21 protein-coding genes are annotated in these 19,530 nt (G+C 57.4%); 1 reads left to right on the forward strand and 20 read right to left on the reverse strand.

Features of this window, described 5'->3' with window-relative positions; all coding sequences use genetic code 11:
- Window positions 1–50 precede the first annotated feature (50 nt).
- The 10 genes from P0R31_RS27950 to P0R31_RS28000 all read right to left on the reverse strand — a co-directional run bounded on the left by P0R31_RS27950 (window position 51) and on the right by P0R31_RS28000 (window position 6,717).
- Window positions 51–206 carry a DegT/DnrJ/EryC1/StrS family aminotransferase gene (locus P0R31_RS27950; RefSeq protein WP_275517598.1) on the reverse strand — a complete coding sequence of 52 codons (156 nt, stop codon included), beginning with the start codon at window positions 204–206 and terminating at the stop codon, window positions 51–53.
- A gap of 332 nt (window positions 207–538) precedes the next feature.
- Window positions 539–892, reverse strand: coding sequence for a DUF3024 domain-containing protein (locus P0R31_RS27960; protein ID WP_260380862.1), 354 nt, complete (start codon window positions 890–892; stop codon window positions 539–541).
- A 15-nt stretch (window positions 893–907) separates the two neighbouring features.
- Window positions 908–1,147, reverse strand: coding sequence for a nitrogen fixation protein NifZ (locus tag P0R31_RS27965; protein ID WP_275517602.1), 240 nt, complete (start codon window positions 1,145–1,147; stop codon window positions 908–910).
- Window positions 1,144–1,464 (reverse strand): nitrogen fixation protein NifZ, encoded by a 321-nt coding sequence (locus P0R31_RS27970; protein WP_275517603.1) that lies wholly within the window; start codon window positions 1,462–1,464, stop codon window positions 1,144–1,146. The genes P0R31_RS27965 and P0R31_RS27970 overlap by 4 nt, the downstream gene beginning before the upstream one ends.
- Window positions 1,465–1,692: 228 nt before the next feature.
- Window positions 1,693–1,917, reverse strand: a complete 225-nt coding sequence (locus tag P0R31_RS27975) for a 4Fe-4S binding protein (protein WP_275517604.1) — start codon at window positions 1,915–1,917, stop codon at window positions 1,693–1,695.
- Window positions 1,918–1,929: 12 nt separating this feature from the next.
- Window positions 1,930–3,429, reverse strand: coding sequence for a nitrogenase cofactor biosynthesis protein NifB (gene nifB, locus P0R31_RS27980; RefSeq protein ID WP_430516869.1), 1,500 nt, complete (start codon window positions 3,427–3,429; stop codon window positions 1,930–1,932).
- A 386-nt stretch (window positions 3,430–3,815) separates the two neighbouring features.
- The gene (locus tag P0R31_RS27985; RefSeq protein WP_275517607.1) at window positions 3,816–4,679 is read right to left on the reverse strand and encodes an SIR2 family NAD-dependent protein deacylase; all 864 of its coding nucleotides are present in this window, start codon (window positions 4,677–4,679) and stop codon (window positions 3,816–3,818) included.
- Entirely contained in the window at window positions 4,676–4,900 is a 225-nt protein-coding gene (gene nifT / locus P0R31_RS27990; protein ID WP_157286137.1) for a putative nitrogen fixation protein NifT, read from the reverse strand. Before nifT ends, P0R31_RS27985 begins: the two co-directional genes overlap by 4 nt.
- Complete coding sequence (nifS, locus tag P0R31_RS27995; RefSeq protein ID WP_275517609.1) at window positions 4,897–6,090, reverse strand: cysteine desulfurase NifS; 1,194 nt, start codon at window positions 6,088–6,090, stop codon at window positions 4,897–4,899. Before nifS ends, nifT begins: the two co-directional genes overlap by 4 nt.
- A 306-nt stretch (window positions 6,091–6,396) precedes the next feature.
- Window positions 6,397–6,717 (reverse strand): HesB/IscA family protein, encoded by a 321-nt coding sequence (locus tag P0R31_RS28000; RefSeq protein ID WP_275517610.1) that lies wholly within the window; start codon window positions 6,715–6,717, stop codon window positions 6,397–6,399.
- A gap of 275 nt (window positions 6,718–6,992) precedes the next feature.
- Here P0R31_RS28000 and P0R31_RS28005 point away from each other — a divergent pair, with 275 nt between their 5' ends.
- A complete protein-coding gene (locus P0R31_RS28005) occupies window positions 6,993–7,583 on the forward strand; it encodes a hypothetical protein (RefSeq protein WP_275517611.1) in 591 nt (196 codons plus the stop codon).
- Here the strand turns inward: P0R31_RS28005 and P0R31_RS28010 are convergent.
- From P0R31_RS28010 to sufB, 10 genes are all read right to left on the reverse strand, one after another.
- On the reverse strand, window positions 7,580–8,002 hold the full coding sequence (locus P0R31_RS28010; protein WP_430516867.1) for a Rieske (2Fe-2S) protein: 423 nt from the start codon (window positions 8,000–8,002) through the stop codon (window positions 7,580–7,582). The two genes, P0R31_RS28005 and P0R31_RS28010, sit on opposite strands and share 4 nt — an antisense overlap.
- Before the next feature lie 1,014 nt (window positions 8,003–9,016).
- A complete protein-coding gene (fdxB, locus tag P0R31_RS28015) occupies window positions 9,017–9,316 on the reverse strand; it encodes a ferredoxin III, nif-specific (RefSeq protein ID WP_275517643.1) in 300 nt (99 codons plus the stop codon).
- Window positions 9,317–9,328: 12 nt separating this feature from the next.
- Window positions 9,329–9,529, reverse strand: a complete 201-nt coding sequence (locus P0R31_RS28020; RefSeq protein WP_275517612.1) for a CCE_0567 family metalloprotein — start codon at window positions 9,527–9,529, stop codon at window positions 9,329–9,331.
- An 8-nt stretch (window positions 9,530–9,537) separates the two neighbouring features.
- Window positions 9,538–10,008 (reverse strand): NifX-associated nitrogen fixation protein, encoded by a 471-nt coding sequence (locus tag P0R31_RS28025; RefSeq protein ID WP_275517614.1) that lies wholly within the window; start codon window positions 10,006–10,008, stop codon window positions 9,538–9,540.
- Between the two features lie 7 nt (window positions 10,009–10,015).
- Window positions 10,016–10,411, reverse strand: a complete 396-nt coding sequence (nifX, locus tag P0R31_RS28030; protein ID WP_275517615.1) for a nitrogen fixation protein NifX — start codon at window positions 10,409–10,411, stop codon at window positions 10,016–10,018.
- Complete coding sequence (gene nifN, locus P0R31_RS28035) at window positions 10,408–11,814, reverse strand: nitrogenase iron-molybdenum cofactor biosynthesis protein NifN (protein WP_275517616.1); 1,407 nt, start codon at window positions 11,812–11,814, stop codon at window positions 10,408–10,410. The genes nifX and nifN overlap by 4 nt, the downstream gene beginning before the upstream one ends.
- A gap of 9 nt (window positions 11,815–11,823) precedes the next feature.
- A complete protein-coding gene (gene nifE / locus P0R31_RS28040; protein WP_275517617.1) occupies window positions 11,824–13,470 on the reverse strand; it encodes a nitrogenase iron-molybdenum cofactor biosynthesis protein NifE in 1,647 nt (548 codons plus the stop codon).
- 99 nt (window positions 13,471–13,569) lie between these two features.
- The gene (gene nifK, locus P0R31_RS28045; protein WP_275517618.1) at window positions 13,570–15,126 is read right to left on the reverse strand and encodes a nitrogenase molybdenum-iron protein subunit beta; all 1,557 of its coding nucleotides are present in this window, start codon (window positions 15,124–15,126) and stop codon (window positions 13,570–13,572) included.
- A gap of 65 nt (window positions 15,127–15,191) precedes the next feature.
- Entirely contained in the window at window positions 15,192–16,694 is a 1,503-nt protein-coding gene (gene nifD / locus P0R31_RS28050; RefSeq protein WP_157286149.1) for a nitrogenase molybdenum-iron protein alpha chain, read from the reverse strand.
- A gap of 1,212 nt (window positions 16,695–17,906) precedes the next feature.
- Window positions 17,907–19,397, reverse strand: a complete 1,491-nt coding sequence (sufB, locus tag P0R31_RS28055; protein WP_275517644.1) for a Fe-S cluster assembly protein SufB — start codon at window positions 19,395–19,397, stop codon at window positions 17,907–17,909.
- Window positions 19,398–19,530: the final 133 nt, after the last annotated feature.

Raw genomic sequence — 19,530 nt, forward strand, 5'->3', positions numbered from 1 at the left:
TAGGGCACGCTTGGCCGAGCCCGACCGAGCGCCCTCAGCGCAATCAGAAGTCAAATGGCGCCGCTCGGAACCGCAACAGCATATTTACGGCTAAAATAGGCGGCAAACGCTCGTTCGAATGGCTCAGCAGTCGGCCCATTGGCAATTCGCTGCCACCACAATGCTGCTCTGACAGCAGAGAGCGCGCCGACAGTGATGTGCGTCATCGACGATATCCGCTGTGGGGTCCAATGCCGGTCATCGCCCAATATTCCTTCTCGCAAGCACCAATCCGGTCGCCCGCGCCTGGTCGGCCGTAATCAGGATGCACTGGTCGGATCCATCGATCAGGTGCAGATCGAACCACGCAAGACGCCGGAATGGCTCCTCCGTGACATCCGACGAATCACATAGAACCCAGGTGAGCTGCGGAAAGCGGCGCCTTAGGTCGGCAACCGCGCTAGTACCCCCCTCAGTTGTTGCTAGCAGGCGTTCGATCTCGATCAACTGCTCTGTGGGGAGTGCCACTGTGGCTCCTACAGGACTGTTCCAACGAGCATCACTGCCAGAAGAGCCGCTCAGGGTCCGTGTTCAACTCGTCGATCGCCGACGCCAATCTGTGGTACATGCTGTAAAACTCCCATATTCCCCGTGCATGGTTCTTGAAAAACAGTTTCCAAGTCCGGCTCACGGTGTCGTAGCGAAATACAGCGACATCAATCAGGCCGCCGTCTCTGTCGATAGTGCGCGAGCAGCAGGGACTCTCGATAAGATAACCAGCCTTGACCGGAGTTACGTTAGGCGAGACGTACCGATAGTACTTGCGCGAGAGCAAGGCACGCTCAATCCTCTTGCGATCGAGCTCGTTCGGATGAGCGATCACCCCGACTGGCACCTTTCTCGTAACTTTCATCGCGAGAACCTTCCCTCACACGACGGTGATTTCCTCTTCAAGACAACCGACGACCAGCGGCTCATCGAAATCGACGAGATAGATGGGCACGCTCGCTTCAGTATGCATCAAGACCCGGATAATCTTGCCGATCGCGCCGGCGCGGACTAGGATTCCATCAGGCGGTGCGTTGGCCACTGAGCCGTCGTTAATAACATCCACAGCGGTTCTAACGCGCTGGCCGGCTCGATATTTGGGAACGCGCGACTCCATCATGATACAGCCTCTTCTGGCCAAGGCGGATCATCCATCTCTTCGCACGCGCCGATCCGATCGAGCTCTTTGCGCTTCATGCCAACACGGTTGCCGCTTTCAACAAATTCGACGCCGTAGATATAGAATTGCTGCAGGAACGTGCCGATTGAAATGACGTAACCAACGTCTCCCTTCTTGGCCAAAATGTCTCCAATCTCCTTGCCGTGAAAAGTGCCGTCATTGCGAATGGTGAGGCGGGCTCGCACCTTTTCGCCAAAGCTGAAGGCAGGCGGCCCGCTTAGCTCGACCACATCACTGTCCCGAACGATATTGTTCATGCACCATTGCTCCGCGACCTGTAGGGCGGAAGGCCGCGAGTGCGGGGGATCTCCTGCTCCTTACTGTCCTCACGCTCGATGTCACATATCAACTCGTCAGCCGCGATGCGTTTCGCCACTTCGTAGCGAACACGCCGACAAGGATGGTTCACCACCATGCGCGGAGCCTCTATTTCCTCATCATTCAGCAATAGACCGAGCCGTCGCGCGAGATGCGCAGCGCCACGTTTACGCTGGTCCTTGATAACGCGGCAATGTCGTGTCGACGACGCAGGTGTTTTCGACCGGACAGACTGCGACGCACTGCGGCTCGTCAAAATAGCCGAGGCATTCGGTGCACTTCTTTGCCTCAATAAAGAACGTTCCAGCTTTCTCGGAAATTGCAACGTTCGGGCATAAGGGCTCACAAGCCGAGCAGCCCGTACACTGTGATGAGATGATTTTGAATGGCATTGGTACCACCTCCTAAGCCGCCGAGATCAGCGACCCTTCCCGGATCGCGCCGTCGCCGCGCTGGACGTGCTGGATCTCTCCGCTTTTCACCTTATCGAGGTAGGACCTGAACCAGGCAATCGCCGATTTCTCAATGAACTCATGCGCGTATTGATCGACCGGCTCGATCCCAGCATTGATCAGATTCTTTCTTGGACAGCCGCCGATCTTGGCCACGAATACAGCATGGCAGTCATTGATGGCACGGATGATCCTCGCCAGCCGATCGTCTTCGGCATATCCGCCCCGGCAATAAAGGTCGACACGGCGGTGGCCGACGAATTTGACACCGGATGTCGAGAGTTCGTATACTTGAAACTCCCTGGCGTGCCCAAAATGCTCATTGATCAGTCCTGAGCCTTTTGTTGCGACCGCAGCGAGAAGCTTGATCTCGCTCATCTCGCCAGCGATTGTTGCTAGCTCCTCCTGCCTGGCTGCAATCTTCGCCTCACGCTCATCTTCGACTTTGGCGTGATAAGCCTTGCGAGTCTTGAGGTCGTATTCAACGTCCGTGGCTATGATCTTCTCGGTGGTGAACTCAGCGCTACGATCGTCTCCGAGAAGGCCGATTGCGTCAGCGCGGCACTGGCGGCAATGCCGCATCATCTTTATCTGGCCTTCGCAAGCATCTTGCAGCGCCTTCAGTTCCTGCGCGGTCGGGCCTCGCTGCCCGTTGAGGCCGAATGCGGTGCCGTGTTCGGGCGCCGAGATCAGCGGCATGATATTATGCAGGAAGGCGCCGCGCGACTTGACCGCCCTATTGACGTCGACCAAGTGTTGGTCGTTGATGCCAGGGATCATCACCGAATTGATCTTGCACAGGATGCCCCGGTCCGTGAGCATCTCGAGGCCTTGCAATTGGCGATGGGTGAGTATTTTTGCAGCTTCGATGCCGGTGTAGCGCTTATGGTTGAAGAAGATCCACGGGTATATCCTGGCACCGATTTCGGGATCGATCATATTGATGGTGATGGTGACGTGGTCGATTTTGCACCGGGATATGGTGTCGACGTGATCAGGCAAGTCCAGTCCGTTTGTTGATAGGCACAACTTGATGTCCGGCGCTGCCGCGGCGACGAGTTCGAAAGTCTTGAATGTCTTTTTCGGATTGGCCAAGGCATCGCCGGGACCGGCGATTCCGAGCACACTCAGCTGTGGAATGCTCGTGGCGACCGCGATCAGCTTTCTGGCCGCCTGCTCAGGAGTGAGCTTCTCGCTAACTACGCCTGGACGCGATTCGTTGGCGCAGTCGTATTTGCGATTGCAGTAGTTGCACTGGATATTGCAAGCGGGCGCCACAGCGACATGCATGCGAGCGTAATGATGATGCGCTTCTTCGCTGTAGCAGGGATGGTTCTTAATCTTATCCCAGATTTCAGAGGGCAAATCGCTTTCGCTGGCCTGTGACCCGCAGCTCCGTTTGCCGTTACTCAAAGAGCTTCGGCACCCTTCGTAATCGGCGATGGCCCGCATCTTGCCGCCCGCTTCCGCAGCTTCGACATTTTCTTCGCGTTCGGCAACAGCGTTCATATTCAGCTCCCTCCTGCTCGCTGAGTCGGTTTGGGAGGACGACACGCCCTCCCGAGCGACCACATGACAGAATGAGCAACTCGCGTGCCATCGCGCAGACGATGGTATTTCGGTCTATGTGAACGCGTTAGCCGGAGCGATCCGCTTCGTTGTGCACGCGCCGCGATGACGCCCATGTCGGAAACGCGACAGCTGTCGCAATGTCGACGGAGAGACGCAAAGGTTTGCGTTCTCATCTTCACCTACTGATCTCACGTGGGCTCTTCCTCACCGATCCTTGCGGTGCGACCTCCTCGCTCGCACCGGGGGTGGGCGGCACGCTTGCGCCTCTACTTGGCGAGCAATATCTCCATTGCGTGCGGGAGCGTCATCGCGAGCGGCGTTAGACGTTGCTTAACCAGAAAGCAGAGCTCGTTACCCGAGAGCACTTGCGGATCGACGATCGCGTAATGGACGCCGGCGGAGCGCTTGGTGATCTGCCGCGCATAGGTACGCATTAGCTGGTCGTTGAAGCGACAGCCGATGAAGAGAAAGCTCCGTCCGGCCCGCCTTTCCTTGATCACATCGGGAATCGGGGTCTGGATGTCGATTTCCGTCAACACCTCGACATAATCAGCGTCAGTGACCAGGAAGTTCTTGGCCGGCACTACGCTGCCATGCGGCTTGTACAGCACAGTAGACCAATGCGCTGCCAAGGCATGATCAACCTCTTGGCCCGCCGAATCGTAAAAGCGGTACCAACGATCGTCGTGACTGCCGGAGCGGGTTATGCCCTGCACCTCACCCCATCCGCTACGCTTACCGAGCGCCGCGCGCATGGCACCGTCATACCAAGAGTCCACTATTATCGGCAGGGGCAGGCTCGCAAGATGATGATGCAACGGTGTTGGATCGGCCGGCAGAGAGAACGCCTGCACCATCAATGCCGTCACGGTTGAACGATGCTTGTTGCTCTCGACATACTGCGCCGATGCCCAGGCGTTGCCCTTGGCCCGGCGCGGTAGCGCAACCTTGCTGGCGAAAAAATCAGCCAAAGCCTCAGGCGTCATAGGCGCCTCGGGACGTGACAACTCGGCGAGGCCTGGCCCAAGATACGGAACGATGCTGCCGGCTCTCATTCTAGCCGCAAGATCAGTGAGAATCGCCTTCGCGTCGGCGGCATGCGCGAACACGATTTGCGGCAGCGTCTTCATCGATCGTCCCTGTCTTCTCCACGCTTCTTGGCATTGATTGTGATCGGCAGTGGCGTGTCGCTCGCCATTTCAGGCAGATCGAGGACCCAGCCGTTGGCTATCCTGATCCAGCCGCCCCAAAGCGTCTCATGCTCGGATTCTACGATCGGCTCCTCGAGATCTTTCTTCGGCACGTAAATCGAAAGGCCAGCATCGGGGGAGCGGCGAATCATTATTTTCATGAGCTTAAGTTCCTGAAACGCGATGCATTCTGGGCGCTTTCGCATGCTCGCCGCAATTCGGCGCGTAAGTAGGCCACAATGTCCGACACTACAGCGACGACTTGGTCGACCTCTTCGACGGTTGTCTCACGCGATAGAGACAGCCGGACCCCGCCGTGCAGGTTTTTCGCCGGCACCCCCATGGCACGCATGACATGCGACGGCTCCATTGAGCGGGAGCCGCAGGCCGATCCGAGCGAAGCGGCTATTCCAGCGCGACTGAGGTGATGGACAATTGCTTCGCCTTCGAGATGGTCAAACGCGATGTTCGTCGTGTTTGATAGCCGGTTTCTGATATCGCCAAGCGCCATGCAGTCCCCATTTTGCAGAATTCCCTGCTCAAGACGGTCGCGCAATGCGCCAATGCGAACGCACTCCAGTCCGAGCCGCTCCGCCGCAAGCTCTGCCGCTTTTCCAAGGCCGACGATGCCCGGGATGTTCTCCGTTCCGCCGCGGCGCCGTCGTTCCTGTGATCCGCCCCAGATCAGCGGCCTGAATTTTGTGCCTTTTCGCAAATAGAGCGCACCAATTCCCTTGGGACCATGAAGTTTGTGCGCGGAAAGCGACAGCATGTCGATCGCGCTGTTCTTCAAGTCGATAGGCAGTTTGCCGACGGCCTGCACCGCGTCTGTATGAAACAGCGCGCCCGCCTCACGCGTTAACCCGGCTAGAAACTCCACAGGAAAAATCGTTCCGGTCTCGTTGTTGGCCCACATGACCGACGCAAGCGCTGTGCGTGGCCCGAGCGCGCGTCGAAACGCGTCGATGTCGAGCCTGCCGCGCGAATCGACTGGAATCACGTGCGTTTTGACGTTCATTATCGCCAGCTGCTTGATTAGCGTAAGGACGGCGGAATGCTCGACGGAGGTGGTGACAATCTCATCGCGCCCGTCCTGGGTCGCGAGCGACGAAAGGATCGCGGTGTTATTGGCCTCGCTTCCACCGGAGGTAAAGACGATTTCGTGATCGTATTTAGCCCCTAACAATGCCTGTAGGCCGCACCGCGCCTGCTCCACGGCGCCCGCGACCTCTCTGCCAAAGGCATGGGCGGAGGAGGCATTGCCAAATTGCTCGGTGAAGAACGGTAACATTGCCTGCAGGACGGACGGGTCTGTCCGCGTGGTCGCATTATTGTCGAGATAAATCGGCAATTAATTCTCCCTCAATCCTGCATCTTGGTTTGCCCGGCGAGCGACATCAGGCAAATAAATTCGCCGCAGCATTTCGACCAGGGGCCTGAATGCCCGCCAACGTCGCGCCAGGATGCGCAAAGAGCATGCAGGCGCCCGTCGGCCTGAGCATGACCGTGCTGCGGACTATCTCGGTCATCTGACAGTCGCCACCCTCGCGCTGCAGGTTCGCTTGATCTTCTCTCATGGCACGAATAGCTGCTGCCGGTCGGCGACGGTTGTTTCAGTAGTTTCTCGGCCTTCGCCCATGCTTCGACTTTCCCGCCATCAGCTGAAGGATTTTCCACAAGAGCAACTCGACTTTGTGTTTGGGTTGTCGAAGGTGAAGCCCGAGCCCTCCAGCGCCACCACGAAGTCGATCGTCGTGCCAATCAGATGCCGATAGCTCTTGTTGTCGACGAACACCTTCAGCCCGTCACGCTCGATCAATGTGTCGTCCGGCTCAGCCCGGGCGACAAGGCCCATTGTGTACTTGAACTCGGCGCAGCCGCCCGCCTCGACTGCGATGCGCAGCCCGCCCCCGGGAAACGCCGACGCTGAAATCGCGGTCTTAGCCGCATTCACTGCGCTATCGGTCAGATTGATCATGTTCACCCTCGTCTAGCTGTGCTCGCTTGAGCGGACTGGCAAGTGGCATGCCACTTCGCACGTGCATGGTCTTGCTGTCTTCTTCCGACTCGCCTGTTGGATCCGGCACTCATGTCGAATTCCCGACAAGGATCCTTGGAGGGCTTCGCACCACGATCGCGCGGTTTCTTTAGAAACTAAGAGGAAAACCCGGCGCGCACGCGGCGGCAAGACATTTGCATTGAATTCGCACCGGCCAAGCCGCCGGTGAAGAGTTTAGATCGAGGACGATTTTGATGACTTCAATCGAGAACACCGCACTGGGCCAGCTTGAGAGGGAGGGACGCTTGTTCAACGCCGTACTCAAAGGCAGGACCACAAAGCCAGGTCGGTTCGGCTTTCGCGGCGACATCGCATTGAAATTCCAGGCCCAGGTGGCGGACGAGAAACGGCCGCCAGACTGTTCGATCGAGCAAGTGTTGACGATCGCGCAGGAAGGTGAAAGCACAATTCCGGTTCTGGCTGGCTATCTGCACTCGTTCGCCTATCTTTCTGACGTCGCAGATGTGCTTAATAGCGCGCTAACCCCGGACGGAAGCTACTTCATTTTCTGCAACAACATAGACCTGTTGGCGAAATATCGAACGACACTCGGTGATATCACCTTCCACGTTCTGCCGTGCGACGAGTCCACAGTCTGGAAAGAAATGATGGACCTGATTGGTATCGATAAGAACGACATCAAGCATCTAAACCCCGGCGGCAAGCTCGATTATCTGCTCGACGCGGCGAAGTCACTTCATATCTCCTATGAGCAGATCTCTTACGCGGTTGCACTGAAGAGAATGGGCCCCGTGAAAAACCGAAACGAGAACCGGCCAGTCTAAACATCGGCTTCAGAGTCAGGTGAGGGTTCATCCTCGACAAGCCGCACGCCGACGATGCAGATGTCGCCATCAAGAACTGTCAGCGCCACGGGCCTAAGCTCTCTGCCCTTACATGGGCCTTCGACGCAACGGCCAGTGCCGAGCTCGAAGGTTGACCCGTGCTTCCCGCACATCAGCCGGACGCCATATCGATCGAGAAACTCGTTACGCTCCCAGTCCAGGTTGACGCGGTTGTGCGGACATTCGTTGACATAGCCAACCACCTTTTTGCCCCAGCGCACCACGACGATGGACAACGGTCTTCGGCTGCCGTCCTCATTGACGGTCATCAGATGGAAGCCAATCGCACGGCGGTTAGGAATGCCAGCAAACCGACAAATCGCATAGACGGTATTTGGCGAAATCGATTGCTCATTCATGACAAGGCTCGTCTCTATTGATCATCGCTTCAATCCGCCATGCAAGAACCCCTCCTTTTTTGGACAATCCACTGCGTGGGCATTCGTAAGTGCAATCTGATCCTGCGGATCGGGCCCGCGGTGGCGAAGGCCAAGATCCTGAGCGGTAATCGCGACACGGCCGACCAAGCGTCTCGACGAATACTCGCCAGCCTGCAGCGCTACACCTTTACGCGAACGGGTGTTCGCGAAGGAGAAGCCGAGCCAGTGCGCAGGATCCACACTGGAGCCAGATGAGGGCATGCTGCGCACGATACAAGTGCTGCTTGAAGGAAAGCTCGCACGGCGGGTCCATGTCGACCTCCATCCCCGGTCGAGCCCGCATGCTCCGAAGGGCGCCTGTTCATCGCCGATACCTGTTGTGCGGCGCACTCCTAGAGCGGAGGAGCTTTTCGAAGGTGGCAACGCTTGCATCTGTCGCGTTCACCGCCCACGGAAAAACCGGCTTCGGCATTCCGGACCTCGGCGCCTAGGACGCCAACGCCCCGCGCGAGATACGCGGCCCATGCAACTGCTGAGGAACAAGCATCGGCAGATTGGAGCCGGCGGCGAGATGCAGGCTATCGACCGTGGTGCGTACATGGTGCCGTCACCATCGTTGCTGGAGGCGATGCCAACATCTGATCATGCCGAAGCTGGGCCGCCCCAACATCGCCCACCAGACCATCTGGGGTGCGGCGGATCCATTGCCCGTCGTCCCGCTCCTCATCACCCCATGCACTAGGCAGATACTCACCCCGACTTGGCGGCCGCAACGGATGAGAAATAGGCGAAGTCGCTGACCGAACCTGACACGAAGCCCCCAACGATCTGCTCGCATGTCCATGGGACGGCCACTCGATCCCGACCCTCGGAAATCGTGGGCAATCGGCAACTCTCATTGCAAATCCGCGGGCCGGACGCCAGACGACAACCATACCCGAGAACAAGTGGTCGGGATAAAGAACCCGACAGCAACTGATCTTGATGCGCCCTCTACACCGCCTCACCTGCGGCCGAATTGTGGGTCTGGCAATTGGTGGGACACACCCTCGCACATGCACCGCAGCCGATGCATGCGCCCTTGTCATTTAAGGCCATAATTTTCTTCTCAATCTCATCGTTCTCGTCGTCCTCGAGATCGACAAGTTCGCCTTCCTCGCTGATCCCCTTCAATGTCATAACATTGCGACCACAGACTTTGAAACAGCGGCCGCAGCCGATGCACTTCGTGGCATCAATTGAGTTCAAGTAGTTCGGCGTCCAGTCTCGACCACCACGAGTTACAGATGACATCATCGAGTACCTTTACGACTTCTCAAGCTGCTTTAGCTCCCGTCTCTTGCGATCGAGTTCGGCGAAGGCATCGTGCGCCTTCCGCGCTACCGACATGATCGATGGCCAGTTCACGGGCAGTTCCTCCGAGAGATCGTGTAGATCCATTTTGGCCTGCGTTGCTCTTGCTGAAAGTATCTTGAGTTCTGCTTTCAGTCCTTCACGGTCGCTCATAAGAACCCTCAATGGTTCGCTACGCTCGGAAACTTCCGGATCATGTTGACGCCTTCCCTTACATATTTGTCACCCTCGCCCGCGAGCTTTGCTAGACTTTCGAAGCCAAAGCGATGAACATCGCGCAGCTGCTTGTTCACTACTAGCAGTCGCCCCCCGATCAGCACCATGCGACCAAAGCCTTCATGGTTCATCTTTAGCATCGGCTGGATCATAACCGCGGTCGCCCTCTCGATCGAAAGCGCGACCGCGTCGAAGAACAACTCCAGCCGCCGAATCGTGTCGGGATCGGGATCGCCGACGATCGGCAGTTCGCGTCGTTTCACACTGTTAACGATATAGGGTTCGAGCAGGTCGATATCGCTCCTGTTCTCCCAAAAACCGTGCATATCCTGCGCGCGCCAAAGCTTGACCAGCTCTTTGACGATCGGCGCATCGAGAGCCCGATCGCCTTGCGCTATATTTGCGGCCTGCCTCATGTCATCCTCAGTCATCGAAATTGAATGTGCGCTTTTGATCCTTGGTCAAGGCTTTGCGTAGCCAGGGCGGGGGGGTCCCCTTCAGTACGCGTTCTAGCTTTTCGAGCAGCACCAGGATGTTTTCAGGCTTGTTCACTTTGATTGGGTGAATTTTCTTGGCCACCACCCGGGCGGCAGCTGAACCGCCGATGGCCGCGACATAGAGGATGGCGCAGTCCCTAATTACCTCGATCTTTGGCGCGAGCTTGTCCTCGTCGCCGTCCTCCTTGAGATCGCCCTTGAATTCAAACACGTTCACAAAAACGTGCCCCCCCGGGCCGACGTCATAGACAGCGATGTTCTTGGCCCAACCAAAATGCGCATCGACACGCTGCAAGTCTTGGGTAGCGAACGCGACCTTCATGCAATGTGCCTCTCTGTTCGGTCGCTGAAACCGCGCTGGTACGGCGTGGAGGGTAGATTTGATTTTCGCCAAGTATCTGGCGTAGGCTTACGATTCTGCTCGCGGTCCTCGATCACGAGATTTGCGATGGCGAAGATCAGATCGCGCGCACCTCGATACCCGACCGATTTGTGGTGTGCTGCGCCTAACCTATCGAATATCGGAAAGCCGGCGCGATAAAACGGAATCTTCAGCCGCGCCGCTGCTTGCCGGCCATGAGAATGCGTGATGAGCAGATCGCACCCTTTGCTCTCGGCAAGCTCCTCCAGATCCTCCAGATCACCGATCAGTACCTCCTCGCTCGCCACCCGCTCCAGCACCGCCGAGTCCGTTGTTGTCACGGCCGCGATCACCTGCACGCCCATATCGTTGAGCATGCTCGATAGGTCGAACAACAGGTCGGGCTCGGCTCCTATCGCAAGTCTGCGACCACCAATATGGAAATGCGTGTCGAGCATCGCATCAGCGAGTTGCCCGCGCTGACGCCGATATTTTGATGGCACCGGACGGCCGCTGATCTCGCTCAGAAAGGCGATGAATTCATCGTTGGGAAGCAGACCACATAGTCGTTCAAACACGCGAAATGGCACGCCCGTCTTGGCCTGCATTGCCTCTGCAGCCCGCCGCATCTGCGAACCGATGGCAATAGTCCACCCCGCCCGACCCATGACCGCGACTTCGTCGACCCCGATGCCGCCGATCGTCGTCGGCGTGAACTCATCCGGGACATGCCCATCCAGAGATCCGGCAAGATCTGGTAGGAAGGATGGCTGCAACCCGAAATCTTCAAGGATAGCTCGGAGCTCATCGATATCACCCGGCGTGAGGTGGCATCCTGGAAGAACATTGACCCGCGCGGGATCACGCAGCGCCTCCACCGCAGGCGCCTCAACCAGGACCTCGACCATCCGCGTTACAGCTTTCTGCCAGCCATCTTGGAACGCGTCCTTGAAATCGGGCGTCGAGACATAGACCAGAGGCAATCTGGCGAGTTGCGGATGCTTCTCGCGAATAAGCTTGATGTAGGCGTCAACATCGTCGCCATTGGTTTCGGTGACCCCCGTCGAGCAGATACCAATGATCTTTGGCTTGGCGCGATTGAAGATATTAAGTATAGCCTGCTCAAGATTTTCATAGCCCCCGAGCACGGTCGTGACCTCGGTCATCGCGGTGGTCTGCAACGGCACCGCCTCCTTGAAATGCCGTACAAACAGCGTGAGCCCGAACGATGTGCACCCTTGAGCGCCGTGTAGCAGTGGCATTGCCCCGCGCAGCCCCATGAAGGCGAATGCGCCGCCGATCGGCTGACTCATCTTTAGCGGGTTGACGGCGCACGCCTTCTTCGGTGTCATGACGACAGCCATGTCGTCTTCCTATTCCGCAGCCTGCAGCACGGGACGCGGCGACGACTGAAGGATGTCCTCAATTCGTCTCTTGCAGCAGCCACCGATCGCTTTGGTGTGCTGTTTGACTGCCTCGACGCTGGTCAGACCATGCGAACAAATCGCGTCCTCTATTGTGCCGAGGTCAACTGTGTTGCATGCACAGATCTTCTTGGCGCGCCGTGCCCTCTCGTCGATTGCTGGATCGGAGATGCTGGGGGCGGCCGGCGAGTGCACCTGTGCCATCGCTCTAGCCAGCGCATTCCAGGGTGCCGGCCGGCGCAGCTGCTCCCACATCGGATTGAATAATGATCTGTCGATCTCCTCCACCAGCTTAACCATTCCGGCATAGCCCATGTAGGCGTGGCTACGCTCCTGGTTGATGTCCAACCAGGGCGTCGCCGCTTTCAGCGCGACGAACTGCGACTTGCCGCCCGAGAGCATCATGTCCGCTTTCGCGTCCTTCAGCATTTTGTACATCTCCCGCGGTGGCATGTCCTCAATCATGTGTGCATCCTGGCCCGTCAGCTCCTTAATGCGCTCCTTGTCCTCTTCTGTAGATTTCTTCACACTGGTCCCAACCAATTCGAGTCCGGCCTCCCGCAGCGCGGCAACGACGGACCATGATTTGACGCCGCCGGTAATCAACAAAGCCTTCTTGCCCTTGAAGCGTGGCTTGTATGGCTCGATTGCAGCCCAAGCGCGCGCCTCCTCGCGTGCGATCAGCGCCTCTGTGCGCTCTATCAGATGGCCTGGCGCGCCGCGCTCGACCAGCAATCGTGCAATCTCACGCAGTGCGTCGCTGGAGTCCTGAATGCCGTAGAACGATCCTTCAAAAAAGGGGATCTCGTAGCGCTCTTTCATCTTACGTGCGACGTTGATCATCGACCGTGAACACACCATCATGGCGGCGCGGGCCCGGTGCGACGAAGCCACTTCGCGATATTTGCCATCGCCTGAGATGCAGGAGAGGATGCGGATACCAAGTTCGTCAAACAAAGGCTTAACCTGCCAAAGCTCGCCGGACAGATTGTATTCCCCGATCAAATTGATGTCATAGGGCGTGATGTTATCTGGCTCTTGCGTCCCAATGACATGTTCCAGCAAAGCCTCCCCAGCAAGCTTAGTGCCGAGGTTCTTTGAACCGACGAAGCCCGGCGAATTGACGGGAATTACCGGCTTGCCGAACTTTCGCGTAGCCGCCTTACAGACGGCGTCGATGTCGTCGCCTATCATGGCGGGCACGCAGGTCTGATAGACGAAGATGGCCGACGGGTCGCGCTTGTCGATTATCTCTTTAATCGCCCTGGAAAGTCGCTTTTCGCCCCCAAATACGACATCCGTTTCGTTCATATCGGTTGTGAACCCCGTGCGCCACAAATCCGAGCCGGACGACGCCGCGCCACGATTGTCCCACGAATTGCCTTCGCAGGCTATTGGACCATGCACCAAGTGAGCGACATCAGTAAACGGCTGCAGCGCGATCTTGGCGCCGTCAAAGGCGCAACCACCAGCGGCGATACCCGGCTGTAGCTGCTTGGTACAGCCCTTTCTGCGCTCATTCTCCGGCTTGCTGCCATTCTTCGCGCAGCCCGGCTCGTTGAAAATGTCCCGGACCGTGGCCGGTAGCGAACTCATCCTTTTCTCCTCTCAGCCGGAACGATCTGCAAAAATCAACCCGTCTCGGGCTTGTGTCACCGCCGATCGTACCGGCGATGACACGCGCATCGTCTGCCATCAACGAATGATGTCAAAACTATAGTCCGTCTTGCCGAGAAGGCTGGTCTTCTTGTCGAGTTCGTCGAAGATCTTGTCGAGAATCTTCACGAGCACATTCATACCACCTTGATATCCCCACACAGCAGAGCGGTGATGGTGATGGCGATCAAACACTGGAAATCCGATACGAATCAGCGGCGTGCCGGTGTCCCGTTCCAGATACTTGCCGTAAGTGTTGCCAATCAAAAAATCGACAGGCTCGGTGAACAAGAGCGAACGCATGTGCCAGAGATCTCGCCCCGGATAAACGTGGCAGTTCTGCCCAAAGGTCGAGCTCGCCAATAATGCTTTTGTTTTCTCCTCCCAAGCCTTATTGCCGTTGGTGGACAGCACATGGGTCGGTTCGGCGCCGAGTTCGAGCAGGAAGGCGGCCAACCCATAGCAGAGATCCGGATCGCCATAGATGGCGAATTTCTTGCCATGGATATGCGCACTGGAGTCAGTCATCGCATCGACCAAGCGGCCGCGCTCTCGCGCCAGTTCTTCCGGGATGTCTTTGCCGCTGATGCGCGACAACGCGACCAGGAAGTCGTCCGTTGCGGACAGGCCTACCGGATGATTGAAGGCCACGACATCCTGGCCGTGCTCGGCGATGAACGGCAGCGTTTTTTCCGTGCACCACTGTTGCATGGAGATCGTCGCCTTGGCGTGAACCGCGTTCGCAGCGTCCTCGAGTGTGGTGCCGCCGTCATACATGCGAAACTCGCCGTCTGTCGGTGTATCGAACACTTCGGAATTGTCGGCGAGGACGGTATATTCGATTCCCATTATTTCGAAGATGCGCTTAATCTCGCGCAGGTTACCGACGGTATAACCATCGAAACCGCCGATGAAGTTGATCTTGTCGTTCGGCTTGCGCTCCAGCTTGGGGGCCGTTCCCGCCTTGCCGTCCCAAAAATGCTCTAGGATGCCCTTGAGCGCATTGTCATAGCCAGTGATGTGGCTACCGACGAACGCCGGGGTGTGCGCGAACGGCACATCGAAATCCGCCGGAACGGACCCCTTTTCCTTCGACGTTTTGATGAAGGCATTGAGATCGTCCCCGATCACCTCCGCCATGCAGGTGGTAGAGACCGCAATCATCCTTGGTTTGTACATGTTGTAGCTGTTGGCGAGCCCGTCAATCATGTTGTTGAGCCCTCCGAATACTGCCGCGTCCTCTGTCATCGAGGACGAGACGCAGGAGCTCGGCTCCTTGAAGTGCCGCGACAGATGGCTACGGTAATATGCCACGCAGCCTTGAGAGCCGTGCACGAATGGCAGCGTACCTTCAAAGCCAACCGAAGCAAATACCGCGCCGAGCGGCTGGCAGGCCTTGGCCGGGTTTATCGTCAGCGCTTCCCGCGCAAAATTTTTCTCGCGATACTCAGGTGTTTTTGTCCATTCCCTGATGCGTTCAACCTCAGCGGACTCACGGGGATTCTCGAATGCCTTCTTGTTAGCCAGCATCTGCTGGTATTCCGGACCGCGGAACAGCTCTAAGTGATCGAGCACGTGTTCTGCACTCTGCGCCATTGGCAACACCCTTTTGGATAGTGACTACTGTGAATACGGCTCTCGGCTGAGAGCGGTAACTTGCGTCATTCTGCAGCCAAGAGGCTCGGCTTGGGGACATCCTTCCAGGGCGCCTTCAACTTCTTCCAGATGGGCGAATTGACGGCCATGTCCATATCGCGCGCGAAGACCGCAAAACCGTCATAGCCGTGATATGGGCCGGAATAGTCCCAGGAGTGCATCTGCCTGAACGGCACACCCATTTTCTGGAAGACGTACTTCTCCTTGATGCCTGACCCGACCAGGTCGGGCTGGAGTTTCTCGACGAAGCGCTCGAACTCGTAGCCATTGACGTCGTCGTAGATGAGCGTGCTGTCCTTCACGTAGTGCTGGGCGGTACGCTGATAGTCGTCATTGTGGCCAAACTCATATCCCGTGCCGATGACTTCCATGCCGAGATCCTCATATGCGCCGATCACATGACGAGGGCGCAGTCCGCCGACGAACAGCATCACGGTCTTCCCTTGGAGGCGGGGCCTGTACTTTGCGGTCACGGCATTCACCAGCGGCTGGTACTTCTCGATTACCCGCTCGGCGCCCTCTCTGATTTTGTCATCGAAATAGCTGGCGATCTTGCGCAATGATTCCGCGATTTTGGACGGTCCGAAAAAGTTGTATTCGCACCAGGGAATGCCGAACTTCTCTTCCATGTGGCGCGAGATGTAATTCATCGAGCGGTAGCAATGCAGAATGTTGAGCTTTGCCTTCGGCGTTGCCTCGAGCTCGGCTAGCGAGCCGTCGCCGGACCATTGCGCAATTACGCGTAAACCCATTTCCTCCAGCAGAATTCGAGACGACCAGGCATCGCCGCCGATATTGTAGTCGCCGATGATCGCGACATCGTACGGGGTCGGCTCGAATCTCGGCTTGCTGTCGGGCCCGTTCTTATCAAATATCCAATCCCGCACCGCATCGTTGGCAATGTGGTGGCCAAGCGATTGGGACACGCCACGAAAGCCCTCGCAGCGTACCGGCACGATGGTCTTGCCGTCATATTCCTTAGATTTTGCTCGCGACACCGCCTCAATGTCATCGCCGATCAAGCCAATCGGGCACTCCGATTGGACGGTGATGCCGTTGTTGAGCGGGAACAGCTCCTGGACTTCGTCAATGATTTTATTGAGCTTCTTGTCTCCGCCGAACACGATATCCTTTTCCTGAAAGTCGGAGGTAAACTGCAACGTCACGAACGTATCTATCCCCGTGGTACCGACGTAATAATTGCGACGCGAGCCCCACGAATACTGGCCACAACCGACTGGACCGTGGCTGATATGGACCATGTCCTTGATGGGTCCCCAGACCACACCCTTCGAACCCGCGTAGGCGCAGCCTCGAATTGTCATCACGCCGGGTATTGATTTCAGGTTCGATTTGACCCCGCAGTCCGATTTTCCCGCCTCGTGGACATTGAGGTGCTTGGCGCGACGTTTTGCGGTCTTCTCCGGATAGACCTTCAATACCTCCTCGATCAGCTCCTTATTCCGCGCTCTGATTTCCGAGATGCTCTGGGTCGTTGCGAGACTCATGCCGATGTCCTTCGAAGCTTTCCTGTTGCAATAGGGGCCACTCGGCCACGTTTCTGCAACGAGCATGCCAGCGCCGCGGAAAGAGTAAACGAGCGGATTTGGAATGGGTTTTCGCCTCGCGCCACTGCGTTTTGTTGCGAATGCGACAAAGCGCATTGAAGATCAGTCCTCATACCTCAGTTAGAAACAGAACAGTCGCGGTTCACGCTACGACATCACAGCGATTCTCCACTGAAGGTGCGGTATCTGGCGGACCTTGCCTGTTTGCAGCACATCTGAAGCGAACCAGAAAAGGACCGGCATGAGCCAATCTAGCTCCCTCGTCACCTTCCATCTTTGCTAAGCCCTTCTCAGCCGCTGTCCAGATGATGCGTAAGCACCTGATGCTCCTGCGCTACTTCGCGAGTACACGATCAACGCATCTGTTGGCTTGCTAGCTACCTGTGCTGCCGGCCGCGATAACGTTTTCTAGCCTGATGCCGTTCGCGCGCTTACCGATTTGCAGATAGACGCGTGCCAAGCCTGTTGTCAAAGATCCGGTTGCGACGTTAATGATCTGGATCGAATGTCTCGTCGCTCGGTGAACGTGATCACAACGCCGCCCGTCACCATCGCGGTTTGAGCGAGACCATCGCGTCAGTCGTAATCGGCAACACAAGCGTAGCCATCGCGTCATTGACTGACTTCCTCAGAACCGCGTTGCTGCGACCGCAGATCGCCCCCTCTTTCGCAGTTGGCGGCATCAGACCGGCTCGGTGCGAACATGCGATCGACCATCACTAACTTTGATCGCCTTCCGGAGCGCCGCTCGCTCACCCGCAACCTATGCCGCGCGAGGCAGCTGCATTGAGCGTTGAGCGTCGCGCGCAAGACGTTTATCGTGATGACGCCTGGCATTCTATCAGTTGTTAGGAATTGAGAAATACGCTCATGGCGGCGCCCTGCTTCCGCCTCCATCGCGAGCAGGTCTTCGCGCTTCAACAGGATTTGGCCGGCGGTTAGCTCGCAGCCCGGCTCGCCCGCGATAGTTCGGCTTGCCCGGCCATGATCGCGTGCATCTGGCCCGCATTGACGGTGAGATCGAGCCAGCAGAGATCGCGGCGCTCGGCACGAACATGCAAATCAAAATTCGAGTAGCTCGATTCTACCAATCCCCGAATACGTCATCGAAAACAGCTGAGCTGCGTTCAGCAGGGCTCGCGGACCATGCAGTCATCGGACCGAGGCCTCGAGCGAGATCGAGATCAACCTCTGCGCTTCCACTGCGAGCTCCAGGGGCAATTTCCGTAATACGTCGTTGGCGAAGCCATTGACGATGAGGCCAATGGCCGCCTCCTGCGAAATCCCGCGCTGGATGCAGTAGAACAGCACGTCCTCGGAGATCTTAGAGATCGTGGCCTCGTGCTCGATCGTCGCCGAGGAGTTCTTCGCATCGATGTAAGGCACAGTGTGCGCACCAGACTTGTCGCCGATTAGAAGCGAATTGCAGGCGGTATGGCTGCACGCACCTGTGGACTTGAGGTGAGCGCTGACAAGGCCGCGATAGGTGTTCTGAGATCTGCCGGTGGCGATACGCTTGTGGACGATCCGGCTCGACGTGTTCCTGCCGAGGTGGATCATTTTGCTGCCGCTATCGACCTGCTGAAAACCGGCCGAAATCGCGATCGAGTAGAACTCGCCCTTCGAGTTGTCGCCGCGAAGGATGCAGGTCGGATTCTTCCACGTCGTGGCAGATCCCGTCTCCACCTGCGTCCAGGAAATTTTCGAATTCTTGCCGCGGCAGTCGCAACGCTTGGTGACGAAATTGTAGATGCCGACCTTGTCCTCGGACTTGCCAGGGTAGCCATTTTGCACTGTCGAATACTTGATCTCGGCATCATCAAGCACGACGAGCTCGACAACTGCAGCATGCAGCTGATTCTTGTCACGCTCCCGCGCAGTGCAGCCTTCTAGATAGCTTACGTAGGAGCCCTTGTCGGCGATGATCAGAGTGCGCTCGAACTGACCGGTGTTGTGCCCGTTCCGGAAATAGGCCGACAGTTCCATCTGGCAGCGGACGCCTGGCGGCACGTAGACGAACGAGCCGTCAGAGAAGACCGCCGAGTTCAATCTAGCGAAAAAATTGTCGGAAATCGGCACCACGCTGCCGAGATACCTCTGAACCAGTTCGGGATGCTCGCCGATCGCCTCCGAGATCGGCATGAAAATTACCCCTTCCTTCTTCAGCTCTTCTCGGAACCTGGTGTCGACCGAAAGCGAGTCGAAGGGGGTATTGACCGCGATCGTGCGATTCGCTGAAGGTTCGGCGCGGCTCAGCTCTACACCCTCCAGGTTCGCGACCACGCGAAACGGATCGCCCCGCTTCTCGGAGGTCTTGAGCGGTTCCGGATCAATCTCGTCGCTCGACGACACCCTCTTTTTCGGTTTCGGCAGCACAAGATTGGCGATGTCCTGGTAGTCGAGCTTGGGATCGTTAACACGCGCCCAGGTCGGCTCGGTCATGATCAGCCAGCGGCGGAAGGCCTCCAGCCGCCACTCCAGCATCCAGGCGGGCTCGTTGTTTTTCGCGGATATGACGCGGACGGTGTCTTCCGACAGCCCCCTCCGAGCCTTATCGGACTCGATCCGCGCTTCAAAACCATATCGAGACTGGTTGACATCGATGATCAGGACCCGCTCAACGGTCGTATGAACAGCTACCATTGCCTGCTCTGCCTGTGCGAGGACGAGCTTGGCCAGTTCGGGCGATGGCGGCGGTGTGCTTGGTTCGCTACAAAGGCGATCCGGCAAGTCACCAGCTCGGGGTTCGCAACCGGCGCGATCAGGCGACTGATTA

This window comes from Bradyrhizobium yuanmingense, from assembly GCF_029167105.1.
In the GTDB taxonomy this organism is placed as follows: domain Bacteria; phylum Pseudomonadota; class Alphaproteobacteria; order Rhizobiales; family Xanthobacteraceae; genus Bradyrhizobium; species Bradyrhizobium yuanmingense_A.